Source organism: Microbacterium paraoxydans, assembly GCF_018224615.1.
Taxonomy (GTDB): Bacteria; Actinomycetota; Actinomycetes; order Actinomycetales; family Microbacteriaceae; genus Microbacterium; species Microbacterium paraoxydans_B.
The window spans coordinates 59,520-83,492 of record NZ_JAGTUK010000005.1; the positions used below are offsets into that span (position 1 = coordinate 59,520).

Annotated in this window: 20 protein-coding genes; 15 read left to right on the top strand and 5 right to left on the bottom strand. The window is 70.1% G+C overall.

The window, feature by feature from the left end:
* The first annotated feature begins 38 nt into the window (after positions 1-38).
* Entirely contained in the window at positions 39-845 is an 807-nt protein-coding gene (locus tag KE274_RS15835) for a carbon-nitrogen hydrolase family protein (protein WP_211545489.1), read from the top strand.
* Positions 846-852: 7 nt separating this feature from the next.
* Here the strand turns inward: KE274_RS15835 and KE274_RS15840 are convergent, their stop codons facing one another.
* The gene (locus KE274_RS15840; protein ID WP_211545491.1) at positions 853-2,049 is read right to left on the bottom strand and encodes an aminotransferase class I/II-fold pyridoxal phosphate-dependent enzyme; all 1,197 of its coding nucleotides are present in this window, start codon (positions 2,047-2,049) and stop codon (positions 853-855) included.
* A 97-nt stretch (positions 2,050-2,146) separates the two neighbouring features.
* Between KE274_RS15840 and KE274_RS15845 the strand changes: the two genes are divergently transcribed.
* The 3 genes from KE274_RS15845 to KE274_RS15855 are packed head-to-tail and all read left to right on the top strand — an operon-like array spanning position 2,147 to position 6,417.
* Positions 2,147-3,682, top strand: coding sequence for a S1C family serine protease (locus KE274_RS15845; RefSeq protein ID WP_211545493.1), 1,536 nt, complete (start codon positions 2,147-2,149; stop codon positions 3,680-3,682).
* Positions 3,683-3,730: 48 nt separating this feature from the next.
* On the top strand, positions 3,731-4,984 hold the full coding sequence (locus KE274_RS15850; protein ID WP_211545495.1) for a CDP-glycerol glycerophosphotransferase family protein: 1,254 nt from the start codon (positions 3,731-3,733) through the stop codon (positions 4,982-4,984).
* Positions 4,981-6,417, top strand: coding sequence for a CDP-glycerol glycerophosphotransferase family protein (locus KE274_RS15855; protein WP_211545497.1), 1,437 nt, complete (start codon positions 4,981-4,983; stop codon positions 6,415-6,417). Before KE274_RS15850 ends, KE274_RS15855 begins: the two co-directional genes overlap by 4 nt.
* A gap of 12 nt (positions 6,418-6,429) precedes the next feature.
* Here the strand turns inward: KE274_RS15855 and KE274_RS15860 are convergent, their stop codons facing one another.
* Positions 6,430-7,455 carry a glycosyltransferase family 2 protein gene (locus tag KE274_RS15860; protein WP_211545598.1) on the bottom strand — a complete coding sequence of 342 codons (1,026 nt, stop codon included), beginning with the start codon at positions 7,453-7,455 and terminating at the stop codon, positions 6,430-6,432.
* A gap of 147 nt (positions 7,456-7,602) precedes the next feature.
* On the opposite strand from KE274_RS15860, the gene KE274_RS15865 reads away from it, so the two are divergent.
* The 6 genes from KE274_RS15865 (at position 7,603) to KE274_RS15890 (ending at position 13,497) form a co-directional block, all read left to right on the top strand.
* Complete coding sequence (locus KE274_RS15865; protein ID WP_211545499.1) at positions 7,603-8,886, top strand: CDP-glycerol glycerophosphotransferase family protein; 1,284 nt, start codon at positions 7,603-7,605, stop codon at positions 8,884-8,886.
* Positions 8,883-9,653 carry a biotin--[acetyl-CoA-carboxylase] ligase gene (locus KE274_RS15870; protein WP_307872233.1) on the top strand — a complete coding sequence of 257 codons (771 nt, stop codon included), beginning with the start codon at positions 8,883-8,885 and terminating at the stop codon, positions 9,651-9,653. Before KE274_RS15865 ends, KE274_RS15870 begins: the two co-directional genes overlap by 4 nt.
* 58 nt (positions 9,654-9,711) lie before the next feature.
* The gene (locus tag KE274_RS15875) at positions 9,712-10,266 is read left to right on the top strand and encodes a PH domain-containing protein (protein ID WP_307872234.1); all 555 of its coding nucleotides are present in this window, start codon (positions 9,712-9,714) and stop codon (positions 10,264-10,266) included.
* A gap of 63 nt (positions 10,267-10,329) precedes the next feature.
* Positions 10,330-11,454, top strand: a complete 1,125-nt coding sequence (locus KE274_RS15880) for a 5-(carboxyamino)imidazole ribonucleotide synthase (RefSeq protein WP_211545504.1) — start codon at positions 10,330-10,332, stop codon at positions 11,452-11,454.
* 124 nt (positions 11,455-11,578) lie between these two features.
* Positions 11,579-12,046, top strand: a complete 468-nt coding sequence (gene purE / locus KE274_RS15885; RefSeq protein WP_211545600.1) for a 5-(carboxyamino)imidazole ribonucleotide mutase — start codon at positions 11,579-11,581, stop codon at positions 12,044-12,046.
* Positions 12,043-13,497, top strand: a complete 1,455-nt coding sequence (locus KE274_RS15890; protein WP_211545506.1) for an LCP family protein — start codon at positions 12,043-12,045, stop codon at positions 13,495-13,497. Before purE ends, KE274_RS15890 begins: the two co-directional genes overlap by 4 nt.
* 169 nt (positions 13,498-13,666) lie before the next feature.
* On the opposite strand, the gene KE274_RS15895 is transcribed toward KE274_RS15890, so the two are convergent.
* Together KE274_RS15895 and KE274_RS15900 are read right to left on the bottom strand one after the other, a co-directional pair.
* Positions 13,667-14,251 carry a hypothetical protein gene (locus tag KE274_RS15895; protein WP_211545508.1) on the bottom strand — a complete coding sequence of 195 codons (585 nt, stop codon included), beginning with the start codon at positions 14,249-14,251 and terminating at the stop codon, positions 13,667-13,669.
* Between the two features lie 143 nt (positions 14,252-14,394).
* Positions 14,395-16,158, bottom strand: coding sequence for a DUF4012 domain-containing protein (locus KE274_RS15900; RefSeq protein WP_211545510.1), 1,764 nt, complete (start codon positions 16,156-16,158; stop codon positions 14,395-14,397).
* A 141-nt stretch (positions 16,159-16,299) separates the two neighbouring features.
* On the opposite strand from KE274_RS15900, the gene KE274_RS15905 reads away from it, so the two are divergent.
* The 5 genes from KE274_RS15905 to KE274_RS15925 all read left to right on the top strand — a co-directional run bounded on the left by KE274_RS15905 (position 16,300) and on the right by KE274_RS15925 (position 23,592).
* Positions 16,300-17,373, top strand: a complete 1,074-nt coding sequence (locus KE274_RS15905) for a glycosyltransferase (protein ID WP_211545512.1) — start codon at positions 16,300-16,302, stop codon at positions 17,371-17,373.
* A 101-nt stretch (positions 17,374-17,474) separates the two neighbouring features.
* Entirely contained in the window at positions 17,475-19,916 is a 2,442-nt protein-coding gene (locus KE274_RS15910) for an FG-GAP repeat domain-containing protein (RefSeq protein ID WP_211545514.1), read from the top strand.
* Between the two features lie 75 nt (positions 19,917-19,991).
* Positions 19,992-20,906: an ABC transporter permease gene (locus KE274_RS15915; RefSeq protein ID WP_211545516.1), complete on the top strand. Its 915-nt coding sequence runs from the start codon at positions 19,992-19,994 to the stop codon at positions 20,904-20,906.
* Positions 20,903-21,640, top strand: a complete 738-nt coding sequence (locus KE274_RS15920; RefSeq protein WP_136029927.1) for an ABC transporter ATP-binding protein — start codon at positions 20,903-20,905, stop codon at positions 21,638-21,640. Before KE274_RS15915 ends, KE274_RS15920 begins: the two co-directional genes overlap by 4 nt.
* Entirely contained in the window at positions 21,637-23,592 is a 1,956-nt protein-coding gene (locus tag KE274_RS15925; RefSeq protein ID WP_211545518.1) for a DUF6541 family protein, read from the top strand. The genes KE274_RS15920 and KE274_RS15925 overlap by 4 nt, the downstream gene beginning before the upstream one ends.
* Here KE274_RS15925 and KE274_RS15930 read toward each other — a convergent pair.
* On the bottom strand, positions 23,589-23,969 hold the full coding sequence (locus tag KE274_RS15930) for a DUF2304 domain-containing protein (protein WP_211545520.1): 381 nt from the start codon (positions 23,967-23,969) through the stop codon (positions 23,589-23,591). The genes KE274_RS15925 and KE274_RS15930 overlap by 4 nt on opposite strands.
* Positions 23,970-23,973: the final 4 nt, after the last annotated feature.

Below are 23,973 nucleotides of genomic sequence, written 5' to 3' on the forward strand. Positions count from 1 at the left end.
TCGAGCCCGGGACCGGCAAGGTGCGAGAGGATGAGGCCATGTCCGAGACCGCCGTCGCCGTCGCCGTGTGCCAGTTCGCCCCGACCGCTTCCCGCGAGGAGAACCGCGATGCTGTCGCGTCACTCACGGCGGACGCCGCGTCGCGCGGGGCGAAGCTCGTCGTCTTCCCGGAGTACGCGAGCTACTTCGTCGACCCGCTCGACGACACTCTGGCCGCGCAGGCGGAGGCGCTCGACGGCGACTTCGTGGCCACCCTCACCGCGCTCGCGGGGGAGTTCGCCGTGGTGATCGTGGCGGGACTGGTGGAACGCGCGTCGAGCGAGGGACGCGTGCGCAATGCGGTCGTGGCCGTCGACGCGGGCGGCGTGCTGGCGGTGTACCGCAAGCAGCACCTGTACGACGCGTTCGGGCAGACCGAGTCCGACTGGATCGAGCCGGGGGAGCTGGGCGAGCCCGCGCTGTTCGAGGTCGCGGGAGTGCGATTCGGATTGATGACGTGTTACGACCTGCGGTTCCCCGAGGTCGCCCGACTGCTGGCGGTCGCGGGCGTGGACGCCCTGGTCGTCCCCGCGGAGTGGGTGCGGGGGCCTCTCAAGGAGCACCACTGGACGACGCTGCTGGCGGCCAGGGCGATCGAGAACACGGTGTATGCGGTCGCTGCGGACCACCCCACCCCGATCGGCGTCGGTCACTCGCAGATCGTCGACCCGCAGGGGGTCGTCGTGGCCGGGGTGGGAACGGCACCCGGCATGGCCGTCGGAGTGGTGGAGCGTTCGGCGGTCGAGCGCGTCAGGGAGGTCAACCCCGCGTTGCGCCTCCGCCGCTACGACGTGATCCCGCGCTGAGAGGGCATCAGGCAGTCGCGAGGCGGCGGGCAGCCTCCTCGAGCACTTCGGTGCGCTTGCAGGCGGCGAAGCGCACGAGTCCGGCGTAGTCGCTCCGATGCTCGGCCGAGACGAAGGCGGTCAGCGGAATCGCCACGACTCCGGCGCGCTCCGGCAGGGCGCGGCAGAACGCCGCAGCGTCCTCACCACCGAGGGCACGGGCGTCGGCGACCGTGAAGTAGCCGCCCTGGGGTGCATGCACGACGAATCCCGCGGCGCGCAGACCCTCCGCGAGGATCGCGTGCTTCCTGGCCAACGTCGCGGCGGCGTTCCGGAAGAAGTCGTCGTCGAGGCGGAGGCCCAGGGCCACTGCGGGCTGGAAAGGGGAGCCGTTCACGTATGTGAGGTACTGCTTCACCGTCAGGACGGCCGTGATCAGGTCCGCCGGCCCGTGCACCCACCCGATCTTCCACCCGGTGGCGGAGAAGGTCTTGCCGGCAGACGAGATGGTGAGGGTGCGCTCGGCTGCGCCGGGCAGGGTGGCGATCGGGGTGTGGGGTCGGTCGAAGGTCAGGTGCTCGTACACCTCGTCGGTGACGATGACGGCGTCGTGGAGGTTCGCCAGCCGGACGATCTCGGTCAGAACGCCGCGGCCGAAGACGGCACCGGTCGGGTTGTGCGGATCGTTCACGAGGATGATGCGGGTGCGGTCGGTGACGGCTTCCGCGAGTCGAGCGAGATCGGGTTGGAAATCGGGTGCCCGCAGCGGGACGGTTCGCAGTCGCGCCCCGGCCAGAGCCACGGCGGCCGCGTAGGAGTCGTAGTACGGCTCGAACACGACCACCTCGTCGTCCGGTCCGTCGATCAGAGCCAGGAGTGTGGCGGTGAGCGCCTCCGTCGCGCCGGCGGTGACGATCACCTCGGTCCCCGGGTCGACGTCGAGGCCGTAGAACCGACGCTGGTGCTCCGAGATCGCGGCGAGCAGGTCGGGGGCCCCGCGGCCGGGCGGGTACTGGTTGGCGCCCGCAGCGATCGCCGCCCGTGCCGCTTCCAGTACCTCAGACGGCCCGTCTTCGTCGGGAAAGCCCTGACCCAGGTTGATCGCCCCTGTACGGGCCGCCGCTGCCGACATCTCTGCGAAGATGGTGGGCGCGACGGTCCCGTCTGCCGACAGCAGGCCCGCACCGGCCGCTGTGCGCCGCCACGCGCCGGGTATGACACTCATGAAGAACAGGCTAAGGCCATAGCCGAAACTCAAGCTCGACATACGAAACGCACAGGCACACACGCCATCCTGAAGGGGCGTCGAAGGAGCAGACACCATGAACGAAGACAACCCCCAGGACCACCAGGCATCCGCGTCGAACGACGCCGTGCCCACGCCGCCCGTGCCGCCGATCCCGGCCGCGCACGGCGAACCGTCGAGCAGCACCCCGGCCGACTCGGGCGTCGCTGCCCCCGCCGCCACCACGCAGGGGCATGAGGTGCCGTCGACGTTCGCGTCTCAGGCTCCCGCCGCGCCGGTGGTCGCCCCGGTTCCGCACGGCCTCGCCGCGCCCGGCCCGGCCACGAACGCTCCGGGAGCCGCTTTCGGTGTCTCGGCCGCCGCGCCGTATGCCGCACCGGCGGACGGATCAGCCCCGGAGGCGACGACGAAGGAGAAGTCCCGCGGAGGGACGCGCATCGCCGCGTTCATCGTCGCTGCAGCCCTGGTGGGCGGCGTCGCCGGCTTCGGTGGCGGCGCTCTGCTCACGGGCCTGCAGGATCGTCCGTCGTCCGGTACCGCGCAGGGACCGCAGACCGTCACGGTGAACAACCCCGGCTCCGTCAACGAGACCACGGCCGTCGCGACCGCGGCGCTCCCCTCGGTCGTCACGATCGAGGTCGCCGGTTCTCAGGAAGCCGGGAGCGGCTCGGGTGTGATCGTCAGCAAGGACGGCTACGTGCTCACCAACACGCACGTCGTGACGCTCGGTGGGGCCGTGGCCGATCCGACCATCCGGGTGACGACCTCGGACGGCCGCATCTACGACGCCACCGTCGTGGGTACGGACCCGATCTACGACCTCGCCGTCATCAAGCTCAAGGACGCGAAGGACCTCACGCCGATCGAGTTCGCCGACTCGTCGAAGCTCAACGTCGGCGACACGGCGGTGGCCCTGGGCGCCCCGCTCGGCCTGGCCAACTCCGTCACGACGGGCATCGTGAGCGCACTGAACCGCAGCATCCAGATCGCTTCGTCGGCCCTGCCCGACTCGTCGACGGAGGACGCACCGGAGCAGCAGGCACCGCAGGACGGCCAGGGCGGGCCGTTCCAGTTCGACATCCCGGGCAGCGGCGGACAGCAGACCACGGACTCGATCTCCGTCGCCGTGATCCAGACCGACGCCGCGATCAACCACGGCAACTCGGGTGGAGCGCTCGTCAACAGCAAGGGCGAGCTGATCGGCATCAATGTCGCGATCGCCAGCTCGGGCAACTCCGAGGACTCCGGCTCGATCGGCATCGGATTCGCGATCCCGTCGAACATCGCCAAGCGCGTGTCCGACGAGATCATCGCCGACGGTGCCGCCACGCACGGCCTGCTCGGCGCCTCCGTCCGCGACGCCTCGGGTGTCGAGGGAGCGACGGTCGCCGGTGCGTACATCGCCGACGTCACCTCCGGCGGTGCGGCCGCCGACGCCGGCCTGAAGGCGGGCGACGTGGTCACCGAGTTCAACGGGGTCCCGATCACAGGTGCCACCGACCTCACCGCGCAGGTGCGCGCGGCAGCCGCAGGCAGCAAGGCCACGCTCACGTACGTGCGCGGCGGCAAGGAGTACGACGTCGACCTGACGCTCGGCACGCTCGCCGGCTGAGGTCCTGCTCCGGACGGACGGACGCCACCCTCGCGATAGGCTCGCGGGGTGGCGTCCTTCTCTTTCGGCACCGGCAATGCGGCCAAACTGCTCCGCATCCCGCTGTATGCCCTCGGACGCATCGGCACCCTGCTGGTTCCGCGGGGGCGCCGCTGGGTGTTCGGCTGTGGTGCGGGCGTCGGGGATGGAGCCCTCGCGCTTCAGCGTCACGCCGCCGCCCTCGGCCACGACACGCTCTGGCTCACGGCGAACGACCGGGAGGCCGCAGATGCCGCCGCTCTGGGTATCCATGCCGTGCCCCGCGCGGGGCTGCGCGGATGGTGGGCGACCGCGAGGGCGGGCGTGCTCGTGGTCACCCACGGTCTGGGTGATGTGAACCGCTACGCGAACGGCGGTGCGTTCGTGGTGCAGCTGTGGCACGGCATCCCGCTCAAGCGCATCGGGCTCGATTCGCCCGCCACCACTCAGGTTCCTGCCGTACCCGGCGCCGCGCTGCTGCGGCGTCTCGTCGGCGTGCTGTACCGCGCCGCCGCGCAGCGCATCCGTGTGCTGCCCGCCGCGTCCGATCGGGCCCGTGGCCGCCTGGAGTCCGCGTTCGGGCTCGGGGACGAGCGGGTCGTGGTGACAGGTGAGCCGCGGGTCGACGTGCTGTCGCGCGGAACCGCGGACGAGCGCCGGGCAGCTGCCCGTACGGTGCTGATCGGCGCTGCGGGGGAGCTGCCCCAGGGCGCGCGCGTGCTGCTCTACGCGCCGACGTGGCGCGACGGCGCCCCCGACCCGTCCGTGCCGACCGCCCGGGAGTGGATCGAGGTCGTGAGGCTCCTGGAGCGCCACAACGCTGTGCTCTTCGTGCGGTCGCACCCGCTGGGCGCCGGCTCCTACACGCCGCCACTGCCCACGACCAGGGTGCGGCTTCTGTCGAGCGCAGTGCTGTCCGACGTGACGCCCGCGCTCGCCGCGGTCGACCTCCTGATCACGGACTACTCGTCGCTCGCGTACGACGTGGGGCTGCTGCGGATGCCGGTCGCGTTCCTCGCGCCCGACGCGGAGGAGTACGCCCGTACACGCGGGTTCTACGGGCGCTACGCGGAGGTCGCCTCCGCCGGGGTGGCCGGGGGGTGGGACGCGCTGCGTGCCGAGCTCGACGCGCTGCTGGGGGACCCTGCCGCTTTCGGCGCCGCCGCGACGCGGTCCGCTACGCTCAGCGCGGAGATGCACGCGTTCCGCGACGGCGAGAACACCCGTCGTGTGTACGAGACGATCCGCGCGCGGGGTGTGCCCGCACCGAAGGGAGCAGCATGACGACGGCCCGCATCGATGACGAGGCGGAGGCCCTGGTCATCGCCGGGGCCGGTCAGCGACCCGGCACGGCCGAGCTCTCGGGTCCCCGGGCGCGGGTGTCTGCGCGCGTGACCGGTGGAGGCAAGACCTGGAAGGCCACGTTCCCGCTTCGCGCGTCGCGCTGGGGAGGACCGGAGCTTCCGTTGCCCTCCGGTTCCTACACCCTGTCCATCGACGGCGCCGATCTGGACGCACTCCGCATCGCTCCCGTCGTGCTGCGCGGCGTCCGCATCGCGGTCGAGGGGTCCACCGTGCGCATCGCGGCACCGGTCGACCCCGTCTACGACACGCCGGAGGGGCGATCGACACTCGAGGAGCGCTACGTCTCGCAAGCGGGCGGGACGGAGAACGCCGTGTTCTTCGAGAGCTTCTACGGCCGCAGCGTCGGCTGCAACCCGCGCGCGATCGATCGAGAACTCGCGCAGCGTGCGCCGGAGGTGCGGCGCTACTGGAGCGTGGCGGACCTCTCGGTCGAGGTGCCGGAGGGAGCGATCGCGGTCGTTGAGGGCAGCCCCGAGTGGTGGCGCGCTCGCGCCGCCGCGCGTCTGCTGATCGTGAACGACTGGTTGCGTCGGCGGTTCGCGCGCAAGCCCGGGCAGAAGGTGCTGCAGACGTGGCACGGCACCCCGCTCAAGCGGCTCGCGCTGCACCGTCCCGGCTTCGACCCGCGGCGCATGGCGGCGGTGGTCAAGGAGTCACGGCGGTGGGATGTGCTGCTGGCGCAGAACACCTATGCCGAGCGCATCCTGCGCAAGGCCTACGCGTTCTTCGGTCGCCCGATCTGGGTCGACGGGTACCCGCGCAACGACGCGCTCCTGACCGGCGACTCCTCGGCGATCCGTGCCGCGCTGGGCATCGGTGACCACGAGCGCGTGCTGCTGTATGCGCCGACCTGGCGCGACGACCGCGCGGAGATGGTCGACTTCGTCGATCCGGAGCTGCTGGCCCGCCAGGCGAATGCGGTCGTGCTGGTGCGCGGACACTCGCGCACGCTCCAGGAGGGGAGCGACAGGTCGGGAGCCCGCGTGATCGACGTGACCGGGTACCCCGAGACGGCGCAGCTCCTGCTCGCCGCCGACGCCCTCATCACCGACTACTCGTCCGTGATGTTCGACTACAGCGTGACCGGCAAACCGATGTTCTTCCTCGTGCCCGACCTCGACCACTATCGCGGGCAGTTGCGCGGCTTCTACTTCGACCTCGCCGACCGGGCGCCCGGCCCGCTCGTGCGCAGCCAGGACGAGCTGGTCGCGGCGCTCGCCGACTCCGGGCACGAGCAGCGCTACGCCGAGCGCTATGCGGCGTGGCGCCGGCAGTTCAACACGCGCGACGACGGTCACGCGGCTCGACGTGTCGTCGACCGCATCCTGGATCTGGGGTTCGTGACCCGCTGATCCTGCCGCGGGTCAGGGCAGCGGCGTGTTGCGGGTTCCCAGTCGTGACGCGTCGACGGTGTCGCGCGCACCCCGGAGGACTCCGGTCAGGAAGCCCAGCCCCCAGGACAGGTGCATGGTGGGCAGCACCGCGAGGGTCCACAGTCGCTGACGCAGACTGCCTCCCCCGCGCCCGAACGCGACGGCCACCACGAGCAGCACGTACAGGAGAAGTGGCCCGTAGACCAGTACGGAGGCGACGATCGACGCCACTCCCGCGAGCAGCCCGGTGAGCTGCAGCACGCCGACCACGAGGGCCAGCACCACGAGCAGCACCAGGGCCGGCGGTGCGAAGTAGCGCAGTCCGTTGCTCCGGCCGAAGCGTCGGACCAGTTCGCCTCGCCAGGCCCCGGTGGCGCGGAACTGCCTGGCCAGACGCAACCAGCTCTCCCGTGGCCAGTAGGTCACCGACAGCTCGGGGTCGAACCACACCGCGTGACCCGCCTGACGGATGCGGAGGTTGAGCTCCCAGTCCTCGCCGCGGCGGATCGTCTCGTCGAACAGCCCGACCTCGTCGAGCACGGCGCGCCGCATCACCCCGAGGTACGCGGACTCGGCTTCCCCCTCGGTGCGGCCGCCGTGATAAGCGCCTCCGCCGAGGCCGACGGGCGAGTTGTACAGTCGAGCGACCGCTTTCTGGAACGGGGTGCGGCCCTCCGCGTGCATGACGCCGCCAACGTTCGCGGCTCCCGTGCGCTCGAGCGTGCGCAGCGCGTGGGCGGCGTAGCCGGGGGCCAGCTCCGAGTGCGCGTCGACCCGCACGATGGTCGGGTAGCGGCTGGCGCGGATGGCGGCGTTGAGTCCGACGGGGATGTGGGCCGCCGGGTTCTCGACCAGGCGGAGACGGTCGTCCGCGGCAGCGAGACGCTGTGCGAGCTCGGTGGTGCCGTCGGAGGACGGCCCGAGGGCGAGCACGAGCTCGGTGGGCCCGGCGATCTCCTGCGCGAGCACGGAATCGACCGCGTGCTGCAGATACGCCCGTTCGTTGAGCACCGGCATCACGAACGACACTCCGGTCGCGGGGTCGGCGGTTCTCTCGGGGGGCACACGACGATCATGTCACGGCGCATCGCCCGTTGGCTGAGGGCTGTCCACCGGTTCGGTCGCGGGGCGGGGGGGCCGGAGGCGACGAACTATCCTGGAGGGATGGGTGCACTGTCTGACGCGAAGAAGGCCTACCGTCTGCTGAGACGGGCACTCGAATCCCGCTCCGCCGTGCAGCGGGTGCGTCGCCGGCTCGCGGAGCGGGAGCCCTATCCGCCCGAGCATTTCCAGATCGCCGTGTACTTCGCCGACGGTGCGGTGAACATGTACCAGATGCGTCAGTGGTACCGGCCGCTCGCCGAGCTGTCGAAGCGGTGGCCCGTCGTGGTGTTGTCGCGGCACGCGACCGGGGCGGAGAAGCTGCTCGACGAGGACGCGCCTCCGGTCGCGTTCGTTCCGAAGGTGCGCGATCTGGAGCGGTTCATCACCACGCAGGACATCCGCATCGTCCTGTACGTCAACCAGAACACCCGCAACTTCCAGATGTTCCGCTACGGCCGTCGGTGGCATGTGTTCATCAACCACGGCGAGTCCGACAAGATGTACATGACCACGAACCAGTACAAGGCGTACGACTGGGCGTTTGTGGCTGGCCAGGCCGCCCGCGATCGGCTCTCCCGCACGCTGTGGGACTACGACGTCGACCGGCGCACGATCGAGATCGGCCGTCCTCAGGCCGACCACTACTCGGGCACGCTGCCCTATACCCCGGACGACCGCCTCGCGGTGCTGTATGCGCCGACGTGGGAGGGCGACCGCCCGAGCGCGCACTACGGGTCGATCGCATCGCACGGTGAGGCCCTCGTCTCCGCGCTGCTCGCGAGCGGCCGGCACCGTGTGATCTACCGACCGCATCCGCGCAGCGGTGTGGTGGACGAGGCGTACGGGGCCGCGCACCGACGGATCCTCGCGGCGATCGCCGCCGCCAACGCCGCCGACTCCGCGGCTCAGCACGTGTACGACGACGGCCCCGAGCTGGGGTGGCAGCTCGCGGCCGCCGACGTGGCGGTGGTCGACATCTCCGCGATGGTCTACGACCGACTCGCGGCGGGCAAGCCCCTCCTGATCACCCGCCCCGCCGATCCGGAGGCGGCGGTCGACACGACCGGCTACCTCTCCGATTGCGAATGGCTGACGGTCGAAGGCGCGGCGGACATCGTGTCCGAGGTCGACCGGGTGCGCGCCGATGAGGCTGCGGTCGCCCGGCTGCGCATGTGGGTGCAGCACTACTTCGGCGACACCACTCCGGGGGTCGCGACGGGCAAGTTCCACGCCGCGATCGAGCAGCTGATGCAGGAATGGGATCGCTGGCGGGCGCACGAAGTGGGAAGGGTGCGCGCGGATCAGGACGACGACGACGAGGAAGCCGAGGACGAGGACGCGTGAGCGCCGGCTTCCCGCGGTCATCCGCGATCGCTTCCCGTCTCGAGGTCGTCGAGGCGACCGGCTCGACGAACGCCGATCTGGTGGCCCACGGCTCCGACGCGCGGGCGTGGCCCCACCTGTCTGTGCTGGTGACGCGCGATCAGACCGCCGGGCGCGGACGCCTCGATCGCACGTGGGTCGCACCGGCCGGCTCGGCGTTGGCGGTCTCGGTGCTCCTCCGCCAACTGCCGCAGGACCCGGCCGCCCGCGGGTGGATTCCGCTCGTGGCGGGGCTGGCCATGACGGAGGCGGTGGCTGCGCAACTGCCGGAGGCGGATGTGGCGGTCAAATGGCCCAACGATGTCCTGGTCGACGGTGCGAAGATCTGCGGGATCCTGGCGGAGGCCACGGCGGACGCGGTCGTCGTGGGGTCCGGCGTCAACACCCGCATGACGCAGGAACAGCTTCCGGTGCCGACCGCGACCTCCTTCGCCGCGCACGAGACGACTGCTGACGAGGACCTCCTGATCTTCACGTATCTCTCGGCGCTGGGGGAGTGGATCGCGGCGCTCGCCGCAGGGCAGGACGCGGTGACCAGCGGCCTGCACGGTGCGGTCACGGCGCGTTGCGCGACCATCGGCAAGCCGGTACGGGTGTCGTTGCCCGACGGCAACGTCCTCGAGGGCATCGCCACGGCCCTGGATGAGGACGGGCGGCTGCTCGTGGTCGCCGACGGTGTCACGCACGCGGTCTCCGCGGGCGACGTGGTCCACGCGCGGCTGGCGTGACGCGGGGACACGCCGCCCGGCGACCGGTGTTGTCGGTGTCCCAGGGCACAATGGTGGGGTGACCCAGCCCGTGACGCTCGGCGGGCGGCCGCTCATGCCGCCGCCCGGGGCCCCCGCCGAAGAGCTGCTGATCGCGCGCTTCCGCAGCCATGCCCGCCGTCTGTTCTGGTCGGCTCTCGTGCTCATCGCGACCTTCGGTCTCACGGCGTATCTCTACGACAACCTGCCCGCCGGCTTCGAGAACTGGATGCTTCTCGCCGCGGCCGCAGCCGTGGTCGTACTGGCTGTCGTGGTTCCGTTCGTCGTCTGGTACTCGCGCAGCACCACCATCACGACGCGGCGGGTCATCGCGCACCAGGGGATCGGGTCACGTCAGCGCAGAGAGATGTCGCACGCGCGCGGGTACACGATCGGGGTGCGCCGTGGGCCGCTGCAGCGCCTGTGGGGGTGTGGCACCGTCACGCTGTCCAACGGCGTCGATGCGCCGCTGCGACTGCCGAACGTTCCGAATGTGACGCTGGTGCACGAGACCCTGGCCGATCAGATCGAGGTGGGACAGATCCTCGCGCACCGCGATGCGCAGGCCACCTCCGACGACACCGACGCGCTCTGAGTCACGCGTCCCTCGTCCGCCCGTGAGTGCGGAAGAATGGGTGCGGACGAATGGAGGCGGCACATGGCGTTGCGCGTTGGCGTGATCGGTGGAGGACAGCTGGCACGGATGATGATCGCTCCGGCGGTCGAGATCGGGATCGACCTGCGAGTGCTCGCGGAAGCCGAGGGCATGGCAGCCCAGCTCGCCGCCACAGCCGTCGGCGATTATCGCGATCTCGACACGGTCCGTGCGTTCGCGGAGGATGTCGACGTCATCACGTTCGATCATGAGCACGTGCCGCAGGACGTGTTGCGCGCGCTGGTGGCCGACGGCGTCGCCGTGCACCCCGGGCCCGATGCGCTCCAGTTCGCTCAGGACAAGCTCGCGATGCGTGCCCGTCTCGCCGAGCTCGGCGTACCGCAGCCGGAGTGGGCCGCGGTACACGACACGGCAGAGCTGCAGCGCTTCCTCGATGCGCAGGGCGGGGCGGCCGTGGTGAAGACCCCCCGCGGCGGCTACGACGGCAAGGGTGTCCGCGTGGTTCGCGCCGCGGGAGAGGCACAGGACTGGTTCGACGCCCTGGGCGACGGTGAGGCGCTGCTCGCCGAGGAGCTCGTGCCTTTCGTCCGCGAACTCGCGCAGCAGGTGGCGCGCCGCAGGGGAGGCGAGATGCTCGCCTACCCGGTGGTCGAGACGGTGCAGCGAGACGGCGTGTGCGCCGAGGTCATCGCTCCTGCCCCTGCGGCCGCAGAGCGGCTGGTCGAGGTGGCGGAGGGGATCGGCCGCACGATCGCCGAGGGGCTCGGCGTGACCGGGATGCTCGCGGTCGAGCTGTTCGAGACGGACGACGAGCGCATCCTGGTCAACGAGCTGGCGATGCGTCCGCACAACAGTGGGCACTGGAGCCAGGACGGCGCCGTGACGGGCCAGTTCGAACAGCACCTGCGGGCGGTCGCCGACCTGCCGCTGGGTGCCACTGCTCCTCGGGCGTCATGGTCGGTGATGGTGAACATCCTGGGTGGCCCGGTCGGCGGAACGCTCGACGAGCGGTTCGCGTCGGCGATGGCGGAACACCCCGACGCCAAGATCCACACCTACGGCAAGGAGCCGCGCCCCGGTCGCAAGGTCGGGCACGTCAACGTCGTCGGCGAGGATCTGGACGACGCGGTGTACGTCGCGCGCGCAGCCGCCGCGCACTTCGCGTGATCTGCCGCGGAGAGGACCTGTGCCAAGCCGCGTGCCGCTGGGGTGTTCTCCCAGCGCGAGCCCGTAGCCTGTTCTGGTGACAGAGCCACTTCACTCCTCCGCCGAGCCCCTGGTCGGCGTCGTCATGGGGTCAGACTCCGACTGGCGGGTCATGAGTGACGCCTCGCAGGCGCTCACGGACTTCGGTATCCCGCACGAGGTCGAGGTGGTCTCGGCGCATCGCACTCCGGACAAGCTCATGTCGTATGCGCGCGAGGCGCGCGGTCGCGGACTGCGCGTGATCATCGCGGGTGCCGGGGGAGCGGCGCATCTGCCCGGAATGCTCGCTTCGATGACGCCGCTGCCCGTGGTCGGGGTTCCGGTACCGCTGGCATACCTCGACGGCATGGACTCGCTGCTCTCGATCGTCCAGATGCCCGCCGGCATCCCCGTGGCGACGGTCTCGATCGGCGGGGCTCGCAACGCCGGGTTGCTCGCCGCCCGCATCCTCGGGGCAGCCGACGCGGAGCTGGCCGACCGGGTCGAGGCCTATGCCGCCGAACTCGAGGCGCAGGTCGCCACGAAGAACGAACGGCTGAAGGACTCGCTGTGACGCTTGCGCCTCCGCGCGCACCACAGCGCCCGATCATCGAGACCCGGCCGCTGCGGCACCCGGACTCCGCCGACGCCGGAATGATGGCGAAGCGGGGCTGGTGGCTGATCGTGCTGAACCTGCTCGTCCCGGGCTCGGCTCAGGTGCTGGCGGGCAACCGCCGCCTCGGTCGCTTCGGTCTCGGCGCCACGCTCGCCGCCTGGCTGATGGTCATCGTCGGCGCCGGTCTGGCGATGTTCGCGCGTCCCGTGCTGCTCTGGCTGACAGTGGGTGGCGGGTTCTTCTCGGCGGTCGTGCTGACGCTCGTGCAGGTGCTGCTGGTGGCCTACGTCGTGCTGTGGATCGTGCTGACACTCGACACGCTGCGCCTCGTGCGCCTGGTGAAGGTTCCCGGCGTCTCGCGCCTCGCGATCCCGGTGGTGGCGCTCGTGCTCCTGGGCCTGGTGGGCAGCGCGGCAGGGTATGCCGCGACCTCGGTGGGTTCGGTGCGGGGGACTGTCGGCGCGATCTTCGGGCAGAGCGGGCCGAGTCTTCCTCCGAGCGACGGCTACTACAACATCCTGTTGCTCGGCGCCGACAGCGGCGACGGCCGCGACTCGATGCGCTTCGACAGCATCTCGGTCGTGTCCGTGAACGCCGAGACCGGTGCGGTCACGATCACGGGCATTCCTCGGGAGCTCCCGAACGCGCCGTTCAGCGACGGCAGTCCCATGCAGGCGGAGTACCCGAACGGGTTCGAGGGGCACAGCTCGTCCACGTGCGGCTGGAACGGGTGGATGAATCACGTCCGCTACGCCGCAGAGGTCTGCCGCGACGACGAGGGCAAGGGCTTGTACCCGAAGGCGGTGGAACAGGGTTCCGAGCCCGGTATCGAAGCCACGAAGGAAGCGGCCGAGGGCGTTCTGGGTATCGAGATCCCCTACTACGTCTTCATCGACATGCACGGCTTCGCGGATCTGGTCGATGCGCTCGGCGGCGTCGACATCACCGTGACCGAGCGCCTCCCCAAGGGTGGCCCGCCCGAGGGGTGGACCGGGAACGACGTGAACGAGTGGGCCATCGGCTGGATCGAGCCGGGTCAACAGCACATGGACGGCGACACGGCCCAGTGGTATGCGCGCTCGCGCTACACGACGAGCGACTGGGACCGCATGAAGCGCCAGCGCCAGCTGCAGGAGGCGATTCTCGCTCAGTTCACGCCGCAGACCGTGCTGACTCGCTTCAACGAGGTGGCCGCGGCGGGCACTGCGCTGATCAGTACCGATCTGCCGCAGGACAAGCTGCCGGAGTTCTTCGACCTCATGCTCAAGGCGAAGGAACAGCCCGTGACGAGCATCGAGCTCACCCCGGATTCGGGAGTGGACGAGCACAATCCGGACTACGGCTACATCCACGAGATGATTCAGCAGGCACTGCACCCGCCGACCTCGACCCCCACTCCCGCCCCCTGACCCGCGGGCTGCGCGGTCGCGCGCGGAAGGCAGGCAGCCCACGGGCGGCGCTCCCGAGAGACGTCGCCCGTGGGCGTCCGGTGCAGCACCGGATTCGCCAGACGACGGTGATCGGAGGGGGAGGGATCACCGTCGTCCAGCCGACCACCGCACGAAGCGGCAGCCAGGCTCAGGCGCGCTTGCGGCGAACGATACCGGTGGTGACGAGTGCCCCTCCGGCGACCAGCGCGGCGGCACCTCCACCGAGGATCCAGGGCGATACGGAACCGCCCGTGAGCGCAAGCTCCATGCCACCGCTAGTCAGCGGCAGCTCGGTCCCCGCAGGTGCGACGGCCGGGTCGTGATCGCAGCTGGAGGCGGCGTCGTGCCCGTGAGAGACGGTGATGGTGGCCGTGTACGGACGCGAGCCGGCGAAGGCGACCGCGTAGGATCCGTCACCGTCCGTCGGCGGGCGGAACGTCAGCGTCATGCTGCCGTCGGCCGCGGCGGTGTTGCCCGAGACCGCGGCTTTGCCCGCGTTCTTGCCGGACACGGACACCCCGACGTTCTCGGACGGCAGGAAGTACCCCGGGCCGAAGACGATGGTGGAGACCTCGCACACGTCGATGATCGGGTCGCCCACCTTCGCGCCGGGAGGCGAGGGGTAGGAGTCGTACGAGGCGTCGGGAATCGTCGGCGCAGCGGTTGCGATGGTCGGCGCGACGAGTACCAGCGCGCCAGCGGTCAGGCTGATGGCAGCCAGTTTCTTCAGCATGATCTCTCCCCAGAAATGTCACGCGGAATCGCCCTCGGACACACCCCTGCGTCCGACTGCGTGAGGTCTCCTGCCCCCACGGCAGGTTCACAGACCCCAGTTATTCCCCAGTGAGACGACAGTACCCCATTCGAGGGAGATTGTCACGAACTGCAGTCGAGAGTGTCCTCCGTCAGCTCCGGCCCCGTGATCAGCGGCGTGTGCAGCACGTCGGTGAGCCGTTGGCCGGCCCCCGTTCCCTGGAAGGCGACGGTGATCGTGGTGGACTCTCCTGGCGCCAGCAGCACCTCGTGCTGCACCACGGAGCGATCTCCGAGCATGGCCGTCTGCACGGCGTCGTCCTTTCCGTCCCTGTCTACGCGGGAGGGCGTCGCGCCTTCCGGTCCGTACACCGCGATGAGCGTGCGCACGGTGCCGGGGGGCACGCCGTAGAACCCGTCGCCCGTCACATAGGGAGGCAGCGATGTCGCGGCATCCGCGGGTGCGGTGTTCGTCCAGGTGACGGTGACCTGCGTGGTCGGTTCCCCGTCGCACCGGCCGATGGCGGTCCCGATCGACGCGCGTGTGTAGTAGTCCATCTTCGCGCCGGTGCCGTCGTTGAACAGCACCCCCACGTGGCTGGTGTCGGCCGTGTCCTCAGGGATCGTGCCGCCCAACGCGGTTGCAGCCAGGAGCGTCTCCTCGTCCTCATGGGAGCTCCAGATGCGGATCCGTCCTTCGCCGGCGGCATCCGCCAGTGCGCCGATCAGTCCCTGCGGATCGCCGCCCGAGAGCGCTGCACTGAACAGGCCACCGGCAGCGAGGGCGAAGATGTCGTCTTGCGCGACCGGGTCGGGCACGGCGGCGTAGATCTCCGAGAGCAGGATGCTCGTGATCGTCTCGGGTGTGGCGGTGAACGGTCCGAAGGTGAGGTCGCCGGTGACCTCCATCAAGTGCTCGGCGACCAGGGCGTCGACCGCGATCACGCCGTCGACCTGGCCGCCGAATCGCCCCACCCAGCGGGCGGCGATCGTCTCACCGGCCTCCCGGAAGTCGGGGATGCTGGTGATGTTCTGCAGGAATCGGCCAGGCCGATCCTCGAAGAGCGCGGTGGTGGACTCGCTCACCGGCAGGGGAACATCGAGAGCGGGGAAATCGCGCGTTGATGCCTGGTTCTGCAGGGTCACACGGCCGTTCTCGGCATGCAGCAGGGCGATGCTGCCGATGATGCCCCCGGACGAGCGTAGCTCAGCGTTGTTCTGCATCGCGAGCACATACGTGCGCGGTCCCTCGCCGCCGAGCATCGTGGGCAGCAGGACCGAGGCGCCGTGCAGGGATCCCACCACCGTGGTGGCCTGCGTGACGGAGCCGCGCATCTGCCGGATGGCGTCGGCGAGGGGTGGCAGGGTCGCGTCGGCGTCGATGCGCTTCGCCCGGTCGTCGGCAGCGGTCAGAGAAGCGGAGGCGACAGCCAGGGGCGCTTCGACCTGAGCGAACGGCGCCAGGTTGATCGCGCCGTCCGTGAAACCGAGGCTGGAAAGGTCGAGCTCGTCGGCCACCTGCAGCAGTGGCCGGAGTGCCTCGGTCGAGACGTCGTCGGCGATCTCGGCGATCTCGCTGACGGCATGGAAGTTCGGTCCGATCCAGGGAAGGACGCCGAACGCGTGCCACACCGGGTCGGAGGTGAGTTCCCGTGCGGATGCCGCGTTGCGTGCGATGCTGCTCGCGATCGGCTCTGCGCCGTCGAGATCACCGTCCGCGATCGCCTGCTTCAGCTGCGTCGCGCCCCGCGCGACCTGCCGGAGGTCGTCCACGGCGCCGATGCCGCGTACCGTGACCCAGCCGAGGGCGACCACGAGGAGCGTCAGAAGGATCCCGATGGTCCATCCGATCCATCGGCGTCGGGCGGGAAGTCGGCCATCGCTCACTCGAGCATTCAAGCATGGCGGGTGCCGACACGGCCACGGTGGGGCGGGGCGCCCTCCGCGATGCTGTGGGAACGCTGAAACTCCGGACGGGCGGGCGCTGCGCTCCACGGCTCGCGGACGCACCACGGCTAGCCTGATCGCATGGGTGCTCGGCTGCGTGTGGTTCTGGATCAACTGGTGCACGTCGTGGACCAGGACCAGGCCACGGCAGCCAGGGAACTGACGGCGGGACTCGTCGCGACGGCTCCGGCCGGCTGCGCCGTCGACGCGATCGTGCCCGCCGGAGCCGACGTCGACATTCCGGGTGTGGACGAGGTCCGCACGCTCGGGCTCGCTCGCCGGGAGCTCGCGGCCTCGTGGCAGCTCGGCATCGCCCCGGGCGTCGGCGGCGGGCTCATCCACTCACCGACCCTGATGGCGCCGCTCGTGCGCCACGATCGAGTGCACGACCACGATCAGACCACCGTGACCGTGTGGGACCTGTTCGCCTGGGACGAGCCGGCTCGGCTCTCGAAGCCGGCCGTCGCCTGGCACCGCGGCATGCTCCGTCGCGCGGCGCGCCACGCCGACGCCGTGGTGGTTCCGACACACGCGGTGGGGGAGCGCCTGGCGGAGATCGCCCGGCTCGGCAACCGGATCCGGGTGATCGCCGGTGCTCCGCCGCACGACTTCGCTGTGCCGTCGGACGCCACCTCGCGCCGGGCTGCTCTGGCACTTCCCCCGCAATACGTCGTCCTGACCGGTTCTGCCGAGACGCTGACGGAGGGATTCCGCGGCGCGGTCGCCGCCGGTGTGGACGCCGTGGTGCTCGATGCGCCGGAGGGCTCAGAGCCACGGCTCGCCGAACTGGCCTCCGCGGCTGGGCTGCCCGAGCGTCGTACGCATGTGCGGGGCGCGCTCCCGGCGGCGGATCGCGCTGCGGTGCTCGGCGGTGCCGCGGCGTACGCGGCGACGAGCACGGTTGCCGGGTGGCCCTGGCGCGCCGTCGAGGCGCTGGCGGTCGGTGTGCCCGTCGTCGCCAGGGACACCGGATGCCATCGTGACGTGATCGCCGACGGCGGCCTGTTCGCCTCTCCGGACGACCTCCCCGATGCGCTCGCGGACGCTGCCGGTGGTGGTGCCGCGCGGCTCCGGGTGCTCGCTGTGGACCGCTCGCGGGCGTTCTCCTGGGCGGGCGCGGCGGAACGCGTGTGGGGGCTGCACGCCGATCTCTGATCGGCTGAGAAGACGCTGCACAATCGGGCGACACGCCGAATTCCCCTGGTGGAATCGGCGCAACAGTGGCATCATCCTGCAACTTCCGTCACACTGGTCACATGTCTCGACGTGCCCCACGCTCGCGAAACACCCTGAGGACCACCCGACTCCTCACCTGTTTCCTCGCCGTCTCCGCCCTCCTCGTCGGCACCGTCGTGCCGGCCACCGCCGCGACGGCCGCCGCTTCCGCCTCCGCGCCCGTCGCCCGCGCGGTCGGTTCACCGGCGCAATCGGGGATCGCGAAGAGCACGCTCGCCGGCTTCACGCCGGGCAACATCATCAGCGACGCCGTGTTCACCAACAAGGACACGATGACGGAAGCGCAGATCCAGGCCTTCTTCAACGCGAAGGTAACCCGCTGCCTCGGGGGCGTGGACGAGACCGGCCGACCGATCGTCTGCATCAAAGACTTCAAGATGAACACGGTCACCCGTGCTGCGGACCAGTACTGCGACGGTTACACGGGCGCGGCGAATGAGAGCGCCGCGCGCATCATCTACCGCGCCGCGCAGTCGTGCGGCATCAACCCGCAGGTCCTGATCGTCATGCTCCAGAAGGAGCAGAGCCTCGTGACGCACACGTGGCCGAGCGCGCGACGCTACGACATCGCCCTGGGGCAGGGCTGCCCGGACGACGCTCCGTGCGACCCGCAGTACATCGGCTTCTTCCACCAGATCTACGGCGCCGCGCGTCAGATGCAGATCTATATGGAGGGCAAGTGGTTCCAGTACTACGCGCCCGGTCGCACCTGGAACATCCTGTTCAACCCGAACCGCGCGTGCGGCTCCTCGCCGGTCTACATCGCGAACAAGGCGACGTCGGCGCTCTACTACTACACGCCCTACCAGCCGAACGCGGCTGCGCTGCGCGCCGGATACGGCGAGGGCGACGGCTGCTCCGCCTACGGCAACCGCAACTTCTACAACTACTTCACCGACTGGTTCGGCTCCACGCAGGCCCCGCAGGTCCCGACCCTCGCGTCGGTGAGCTCCTCGTCGTACATGGTCGGCGTCGACAGCGCCGGCGTGCTGTGGGGATACCCCTTCGCGAAGAACACGTGGGGCAACCGCAAGCAGCTCGCGAGCGGCCTGACCGGAGTGACCGCGGCCATGGTGGTCGGCGACCTCGACGGCAGCGGCACGCGCGACCTCGTCATCCGCCAGGGCAACGGCGTCTCCGTCATGCGCGGCAGCGGCGCCAGCTTCTCGGCACCGCAGTCGCTGAACCTCGACTGGAGCGGCGTGGTGCTCTCCACCGCGGCGGGCGACCTGGACGGCGACGGCATCCCCGACGTGCTCACGACCGCGAAGAACGGCGACCTGATGCTCTGGCGCGGCAACGACAAGGGCGGCCTCCTGCCCGGGATCCGCGTCGGCTGGGGCTGGGCGGGGATGAACATGCTCGTCGGCAACATCGACCTCAACGGAGACGGCAACCCCGACCTCATCGGCCGGGACAGCGCCGGTCGCCTCTTCGCCTACTACGGTGACGGCGGCGGTGGGTGGGCCGGATCCCGCCAGCTCGGCCAGGGCTGGGGCGGCATGACCGCGATCTTCGTCCCGGGCGACTTCACCGGAGACGGTGTCACCGACGTGGCCGGGCGCACCGCCAACGGCGACCTCTACATGTACCCGGGCGACGGCCGAGGGGCGATCACGTCGAGCGGCAAGATCGGCAACGGCTGGCAGATCTTCTCGTCGCTGACGGGCTCCGGCGACCTCGTCACCAAGCCCAGGGCCATGCCGTCGGGTGTCGGAGACGTGGACCGTGACGGCGGGCCCGACGTGCTCGGCCTCACCCCGGAGGGAAACCTCAACCTCTACCGCGGGAACGGTGCCGGAGCCTGGCGCGGCTCCAAGCAGATCGGCTCCGGCTGGACCGCGGGTGACCGCCTCATCCCCATGGGCGACTTCAACGGCGACGGCTACCGGGACCTCGGCCGGGTCACGCCGGACGGGCGGCTCTGGCTGATCCCCGGTGTCGCGGGTGGATACGGTCAGCCGGTCGTGATCGGCAACGGCTGGCAGGCGCACACCCTGCTCGTGGGCGGGATCGACTTCGACGGCGACCGCAACACCGACATGATCGCGCGGAACTCCGCCGGCCACCTCGTGTACTACCGCGGTGACGGCAAGGGCGGGTGGGCCAGCCAGGCCATCCAGATCGGCTACGGCTGGGGTGGCTTCGACATGGCGGTCAACGGCGGCGACTTCGACGGCGACGGCCGGTCGGACCTCATCATGCGCACGACGGACGCGCGCCTGTGGGTCTATCCGACCAACGGCACGGGCGGCTGGGGGACCCCGCGCCAGATCGGCGTCGGCTGGGGTGGCTTCAACGCCCTGTTCAGCCCCGGCGATTTCGACGGCGACGGCACGTCCGATCTTCTCGGGCGGCACACCAACGGCAACCTGTACCTGTTCCGCGGCGACGGGCGTGGGGGCTGGGGCGCCAGCGGCGTGATCGGGAACGGCTGGAACACGCTCACCGCACTCGGCTGAGCGCGTGCCGTGAAGGCTCTCGGACGGGTGCCATAGGATACTGAAGTGCGCCGCGGCGACCGCCGCCGCAGCTGAATGAGTGGGGCCGTGACAGATACCCGAGATCTTTTCGCCGTCGTCCCGCGTTCCTCCTTCGACACCCCCGGCACGAGTCGCGGTCTGATCGATGTGGTGCGCTGGCGGTATCTGCTGTACCTCCTGGTGCGTACCGGAGTGACCACCCGCTACCGCAACTCGGTGCTCGGCTGGACCTGGTCCTACGTGCGTCCCGGCGCGCAGTTTCTCGTGTTCTGGGTCGTGCTCGGCCTGTTCCTCAGCCTGAACCGCGACATCTCGAGCTATCCGGTCTACCTGTTCTCCGGCATCGTCGTGATCAATCTCTTCTCGGAGGCGTTCAAGAACGCGACCACGTCGATCGTGAACAACGCCCCGCTGGTGCGGAAGGTGTTCCTCCCGCGCCAGCTGTTCGCCGTGTCCGCGGTGCTCGTGGCGTTCATCCACTTCCTGCCGCAGCTGGCTCTGCTGCTGATCGTGTGCCTCTTCCTCGGCTGGATCCCCGGGATCACCGTGCTGTCGGTGCTGGCCGCGCTGGCCGGGATCGTGATCGTCACCCTGTTCGCCCTCGGTCTCGGTCTCTTCTTCGGGGCGATCAACGTGCGCTTCCGCGATGCCGAGAACATCGTCGAACTGCTGCTGCTGCTCGCGACCTGGGCTTCTCCCGTGCTGTACGCCTGGACCATGGTGCAGGAGGCCGTCCGCACACTGGGCTGGCCGGACTGGATGCTCGAGCTGTATCTGCTGAACCCGATCACTCAGGGCGTCGAGCTCTTCCATTACGCGTTCTGGCGTCCGGTCACCGACACCGCGATGGCGCTGCCACCGGATCTCGGGTGGAACACGCTGTGGACGTTCCTGATCGCCCTGGGCACGCTGCTGATCGGCCAGCTGGTGTTCCGTCGTCTCGAGGGAAGGTTCGCGCAGGACCTATGAGTACCGCCATCGCCCCCCGCCCGAGCATCGTCGTCGACGGTGTGCGCAAGAACTTCACGCTCAACCACGCGCTGTCGCTCAAAGACACCGTGGTCGCCTGGATCCGGCGTCGCAAGACCTCCAGCACCTTCGAGGCGCTCAAGGGCCTCGACCTGGTCATCAACGAGGGGGAGTCCGTCGCGATCCTCGGCCTGAACGGCTCCGGCAAGTCGACGCTCCTGAAGCTGATCTCCGGCGTGATGGAACCCGACGCGGGGGAGGTGCTGACCCGAGGACGGGTCGCGGGTCTCATCGAGGTGGGCGCGGGCTTCCACCCGGAGCTGTCCGGCCGCGAGAACGTGTTCCTCAACGCGGCGATCCTCGGCATGCAGCGCAAGGAGATCGAGGAGCGCTACGACGAGATCGTCGCGTTCAGCGAGATCGAGCAGTTCATCGACCAGGAGGTCAAGCACTACTCGTCCGGCATGTTCATGCGCCTCGCGTTCTCCGTGGCGATCCATGTGGAGCTCGACGTTCTGCTCGTCGACGAGATCCTCTCGGTCGGCGACGCCCCGTTCCGGGAGAAGTGCCGACAGAAGTTCGGCGAGCTGATCGCCCAGAAGAAGACCCTGGTCGTCGTGAGCCACGACATGGAGATGGTGCGTGAGCTCTGCACCCGAGGCGTGGTGATCAACAAGGGAGAGGTCGTGTACGACGGCGAGATCGAGGGCGCGATCGCGTTGGTCGACGAATGATCGGCGACTGGTTCGCGCAGTCGGGGCTGTTCGTCCTGGCGCTTCTCGTCTTCTTCGTTCCGGGACTCCTCCTCGGCGCGGCGCTCCGGCTGCGGGGGCTGACGCTCTGGGCTGCGGCACCGAGCATCTCTGTGGGTGTGCTCGCTCTCCTCGCCATCGTCTTCCCGTTCCTGGGCGTGCGGTGGGGGCTGCTCGCCGCCGGCGGGGGCGTCGTGGTCCTCGCGGCGGTCGCGTTCGCGGTGTCGTTGCTCGTGCGCCGAGGTCGCGGTCCGGTCGTAGCGCCGCGGCGCCACCCGCGTGAGCTCTGGCTCCTGGCCGCCGGACTCGTGGTCGGTGGAGGGCTCAACGCCGCCCGACTGATGACGTACATCGGCGTCCCCACCGCGATCTCCCAGACGAACGACGCCGTCTTCCACCTGAACGCGCTGCGCTGGGCCGCGGAGTCGGGGACGGTCTCGTCGCTCGATCTCTCCGGGCTCCTGGGGGGAACCACGTTCTATCCGGCGGCCTGGCACGCCATGACCTCTCTGGTCGTGTTCGACACCGGCTCCATCCCGATCGCCGCCAACATGGTGGCCCTCGTGATCGCGGCGGTGGTGTGGCCGCTCAGCGTGGCGTTGCTCGCGCACGTCGTCGGTCGCGGGGACGTGCTCGTCACGGCTCTGGCCGCCGGGCTGTCGGCCGGACTGATGGCGTTCCCTCAGCTCATGTTCGAGTGGGGCGTGCTGTACCCGTACGCTCTGTCGCTCGCCGTCGTGCCCGCAGCGGTCGCGCTCACGATCCTCGCCGTGCGGTCGTGGCGCGGTGCCCGCCGTGGCGACCGCCTGCTCCTGGCCTCGGGGCCGGGGGTGGCGGCCGTCTTCGCCGTGGTGGCCGCGACCCTGGCGCAGCCGTCGTCGGTGCTGACGTGGGGTGCGCTGGTGATGCTGTGGTTCTCGGGCAGCCTGCTGCTGGGTATCCGCAGTCCCGGCGCGCGCCCGCTGCTGCGGTGGAGCGTGATCGTGGTCGGCTGGGCCGCGGTCGCCGTCGTCTGGCTCCTCCTGGCCTACCTCGCCGGTCCTGTGCTGTGGCGGTCGTACCGCAGCGTGTTCGGCGCGGTCGCCGACGTGCTCGTCAACAGCCATTCGCTGCTGCCACCGGCGTGGGGGATGAGCGTGCTGCTGCTTGCCGGCCTGATCGCCGCCGTGCGCGACCGCCGACTGCGGTGGCTGGTGATCGGCTGGGCCGGTTTCTCGCTGCTCTACGTCATCAGCGTCGGCACCGACCTGCCGATCATCAAGCGCGCCCTCACCGGACCCTGGTACGGCGACTCCTTCCGTCTCGCAGCGATGGTGCCGATTGTCGTCGTGCCGCTCGCCGCGTTCGGGCTGGCCATGATCGTGCGCCTGGTGGCGGCGGCGCTGCCCCGGCTCACGCGGGGGAGCCGCGACCTGGTCGCTCTGGTCTCCCTCGTCATCGTCGCTCTCGTAGGCGTGGTCAACGTCGCTCTCTCGCCGGTCGTCCTGCTGCGGGTCGCGGACGAGACGGATGAGCAGTCGCGCTACGCGATGAACGGCGACAGCTACCTGTCCGACGACGAGTACCGTCTGCTGAACGAACTGCCGGACCTCATCTCGCGGGATTCCCTGATCATCGCGAACCCTTCGACCGGGGCAGGCTTCGCATACGTGCTGGGGGAACGCGACATCGTTCCGCGCACATGGGCGCCGCCGCAGTCGACCGCCTGGGATCTGATCGCGGCTCACCTGCGCGATGCGGCGGAGGACCCTGCGGTGTGCGAGGCCCTCGCCCTCTACGGCGATCCGGACTACGTGCTGGACTTCGGGATCGGCGGCACCGGTCCTGGCGAGTATCTGATGCCCGGGATGACGGACTTCGACGACCGCCCGGGCTTCGAGAAGATCGCGTCGGAGGGCGACGCGAGCCTCTGGCGGATCACCGCCTGCGACTAGTCGTCCGTGCTGCCGCCATCGGTGGTGGCGCGATGGGCGTCTTCCTGCGGATCCTGGGCAGCCTGCAGCAGCGCCAGTTTGCGCGCGAGCAGGGTGAGGCTGCGCTGCTGGGCGGCGTTCTTCCTGGACTGCGTGTAGACGAACACCATGAAGATGACGACGAGCGCGTACAGCAGGAGGTCGGTGCCTCGCCCGACGCCCACGAGGTTCGCGACCCAGGTGAGCCACTGCGGGAACAGGATCGACACGATCGCCACGAGCACGAAACCGCCGTACAGCAGGCGGCGGATCGCCAGGTGGCTGTCCGCGCCGGTGCGACGCATGAACACGGCGCCGATCGCGATGACGGCGGCGATGAGAAGGATCTGGATCCACATGGCG

Coding starts and splice junctions, on each gene's coding strand:
- KE274_RS15905 (WP_211545512.1), top strand. CDS start 16,300: ATGGGTGCTCGGCTGCGTGTGGTTCTGGATCAACTGGTGCACGTCGTG.
- purE (WP_211545600.1), top strand. CDS start 11,579: ATGGGGTCAGACTCCGACTGGCGGGTCATGAGTGACGCCTCGCAGGCG.
- KE274_RS15840 (WP_211545491.1), bottom strand. CDS start 2,049: ATGAGTGTCATACCCGGCGCGTGGCGGCGCACAGCGGCCGGTGCGGGC.
- KE274_RS15915 (WP_211545516.1), top strand. CDS start 19,992: ATGAGTGGGGCCGTGACAGATACCCGAGATCTTTTCGCCGTCGTCCCG.
- KE274_RS15835 (WP_211545489.1), top strand. CDS start 39: ATGTCCGAGACCGCCGTCGCCGTCGCCGTGTGCCAGTTCGCCCCGACC.
- KE274_RS15855 (WP_211545497.1), top strand. CDS start 4,981: ATGACGACGGCCCGCATCGATGACGAGGCGGAGGCCCTGGTCATCGCC.
- KE274_RS15910 (WP_211545514.1), top strand. CDS start 17,475: ATGTCTCGACGTGCCCCACGCTCGCGAAACACCCTGAGGACCACCCGA.
- KE274_RS15845 (WP_211545493.1), top strand. CDS start 2,147: ATGAACGAAGACAACCCCCAGGACCACCAGGCATCCGCGTCGAACGAC.
- KE274_RS15860 (WP_211545598.1), bottom strand. CDS start 7,455: ATGCCGGTGCTCAACGAACGGGCGTATCTGCAGCACGCGGTCGATTCC.
- KE274_RS15920 (WP_136029927.1), top strand. CDS start 20,903: ATGAGTACCGCCATCGCCCCCCGCCCGAGCATCGTCGTCGACGGTGTG.
- KE274_RS15895 (WP_211545508.1), bottom strand. CDS start 14,251: ATGCTGAAGAAACTGGCTGCCATCAGCCTGACCGCTGGCGCGCTGGTA.
- KE274_RS15880 (WP_211545504.1), top strand. CDS start 10,330: ATGGCGTTGCGCGTTGGCGTGATCGGTGGAGGACAGCTGGCACGGATG.
- KE274_RS15925 (WP_211545518.1), top strand. CDS start 21,637: ATGATCGGCGACTGGTTCGCGCAGTCGGGGCTGTTCGTCCTGGCGCTT.
- KE274_RS15930 (WP_211545520.1), bottom strand. CDS start 23,969: ATGTGGATCCAGATCCTTCTCATCGCCGCCGTCATCGCGATCGGCGCC.
- KE274_RS15865 (WP_211545499.1), top strand. CDS start 7,603: ATGGGTGCACTGTCTGACGCGAAGAAGGCCTACCGTCTGCTGAGACGG.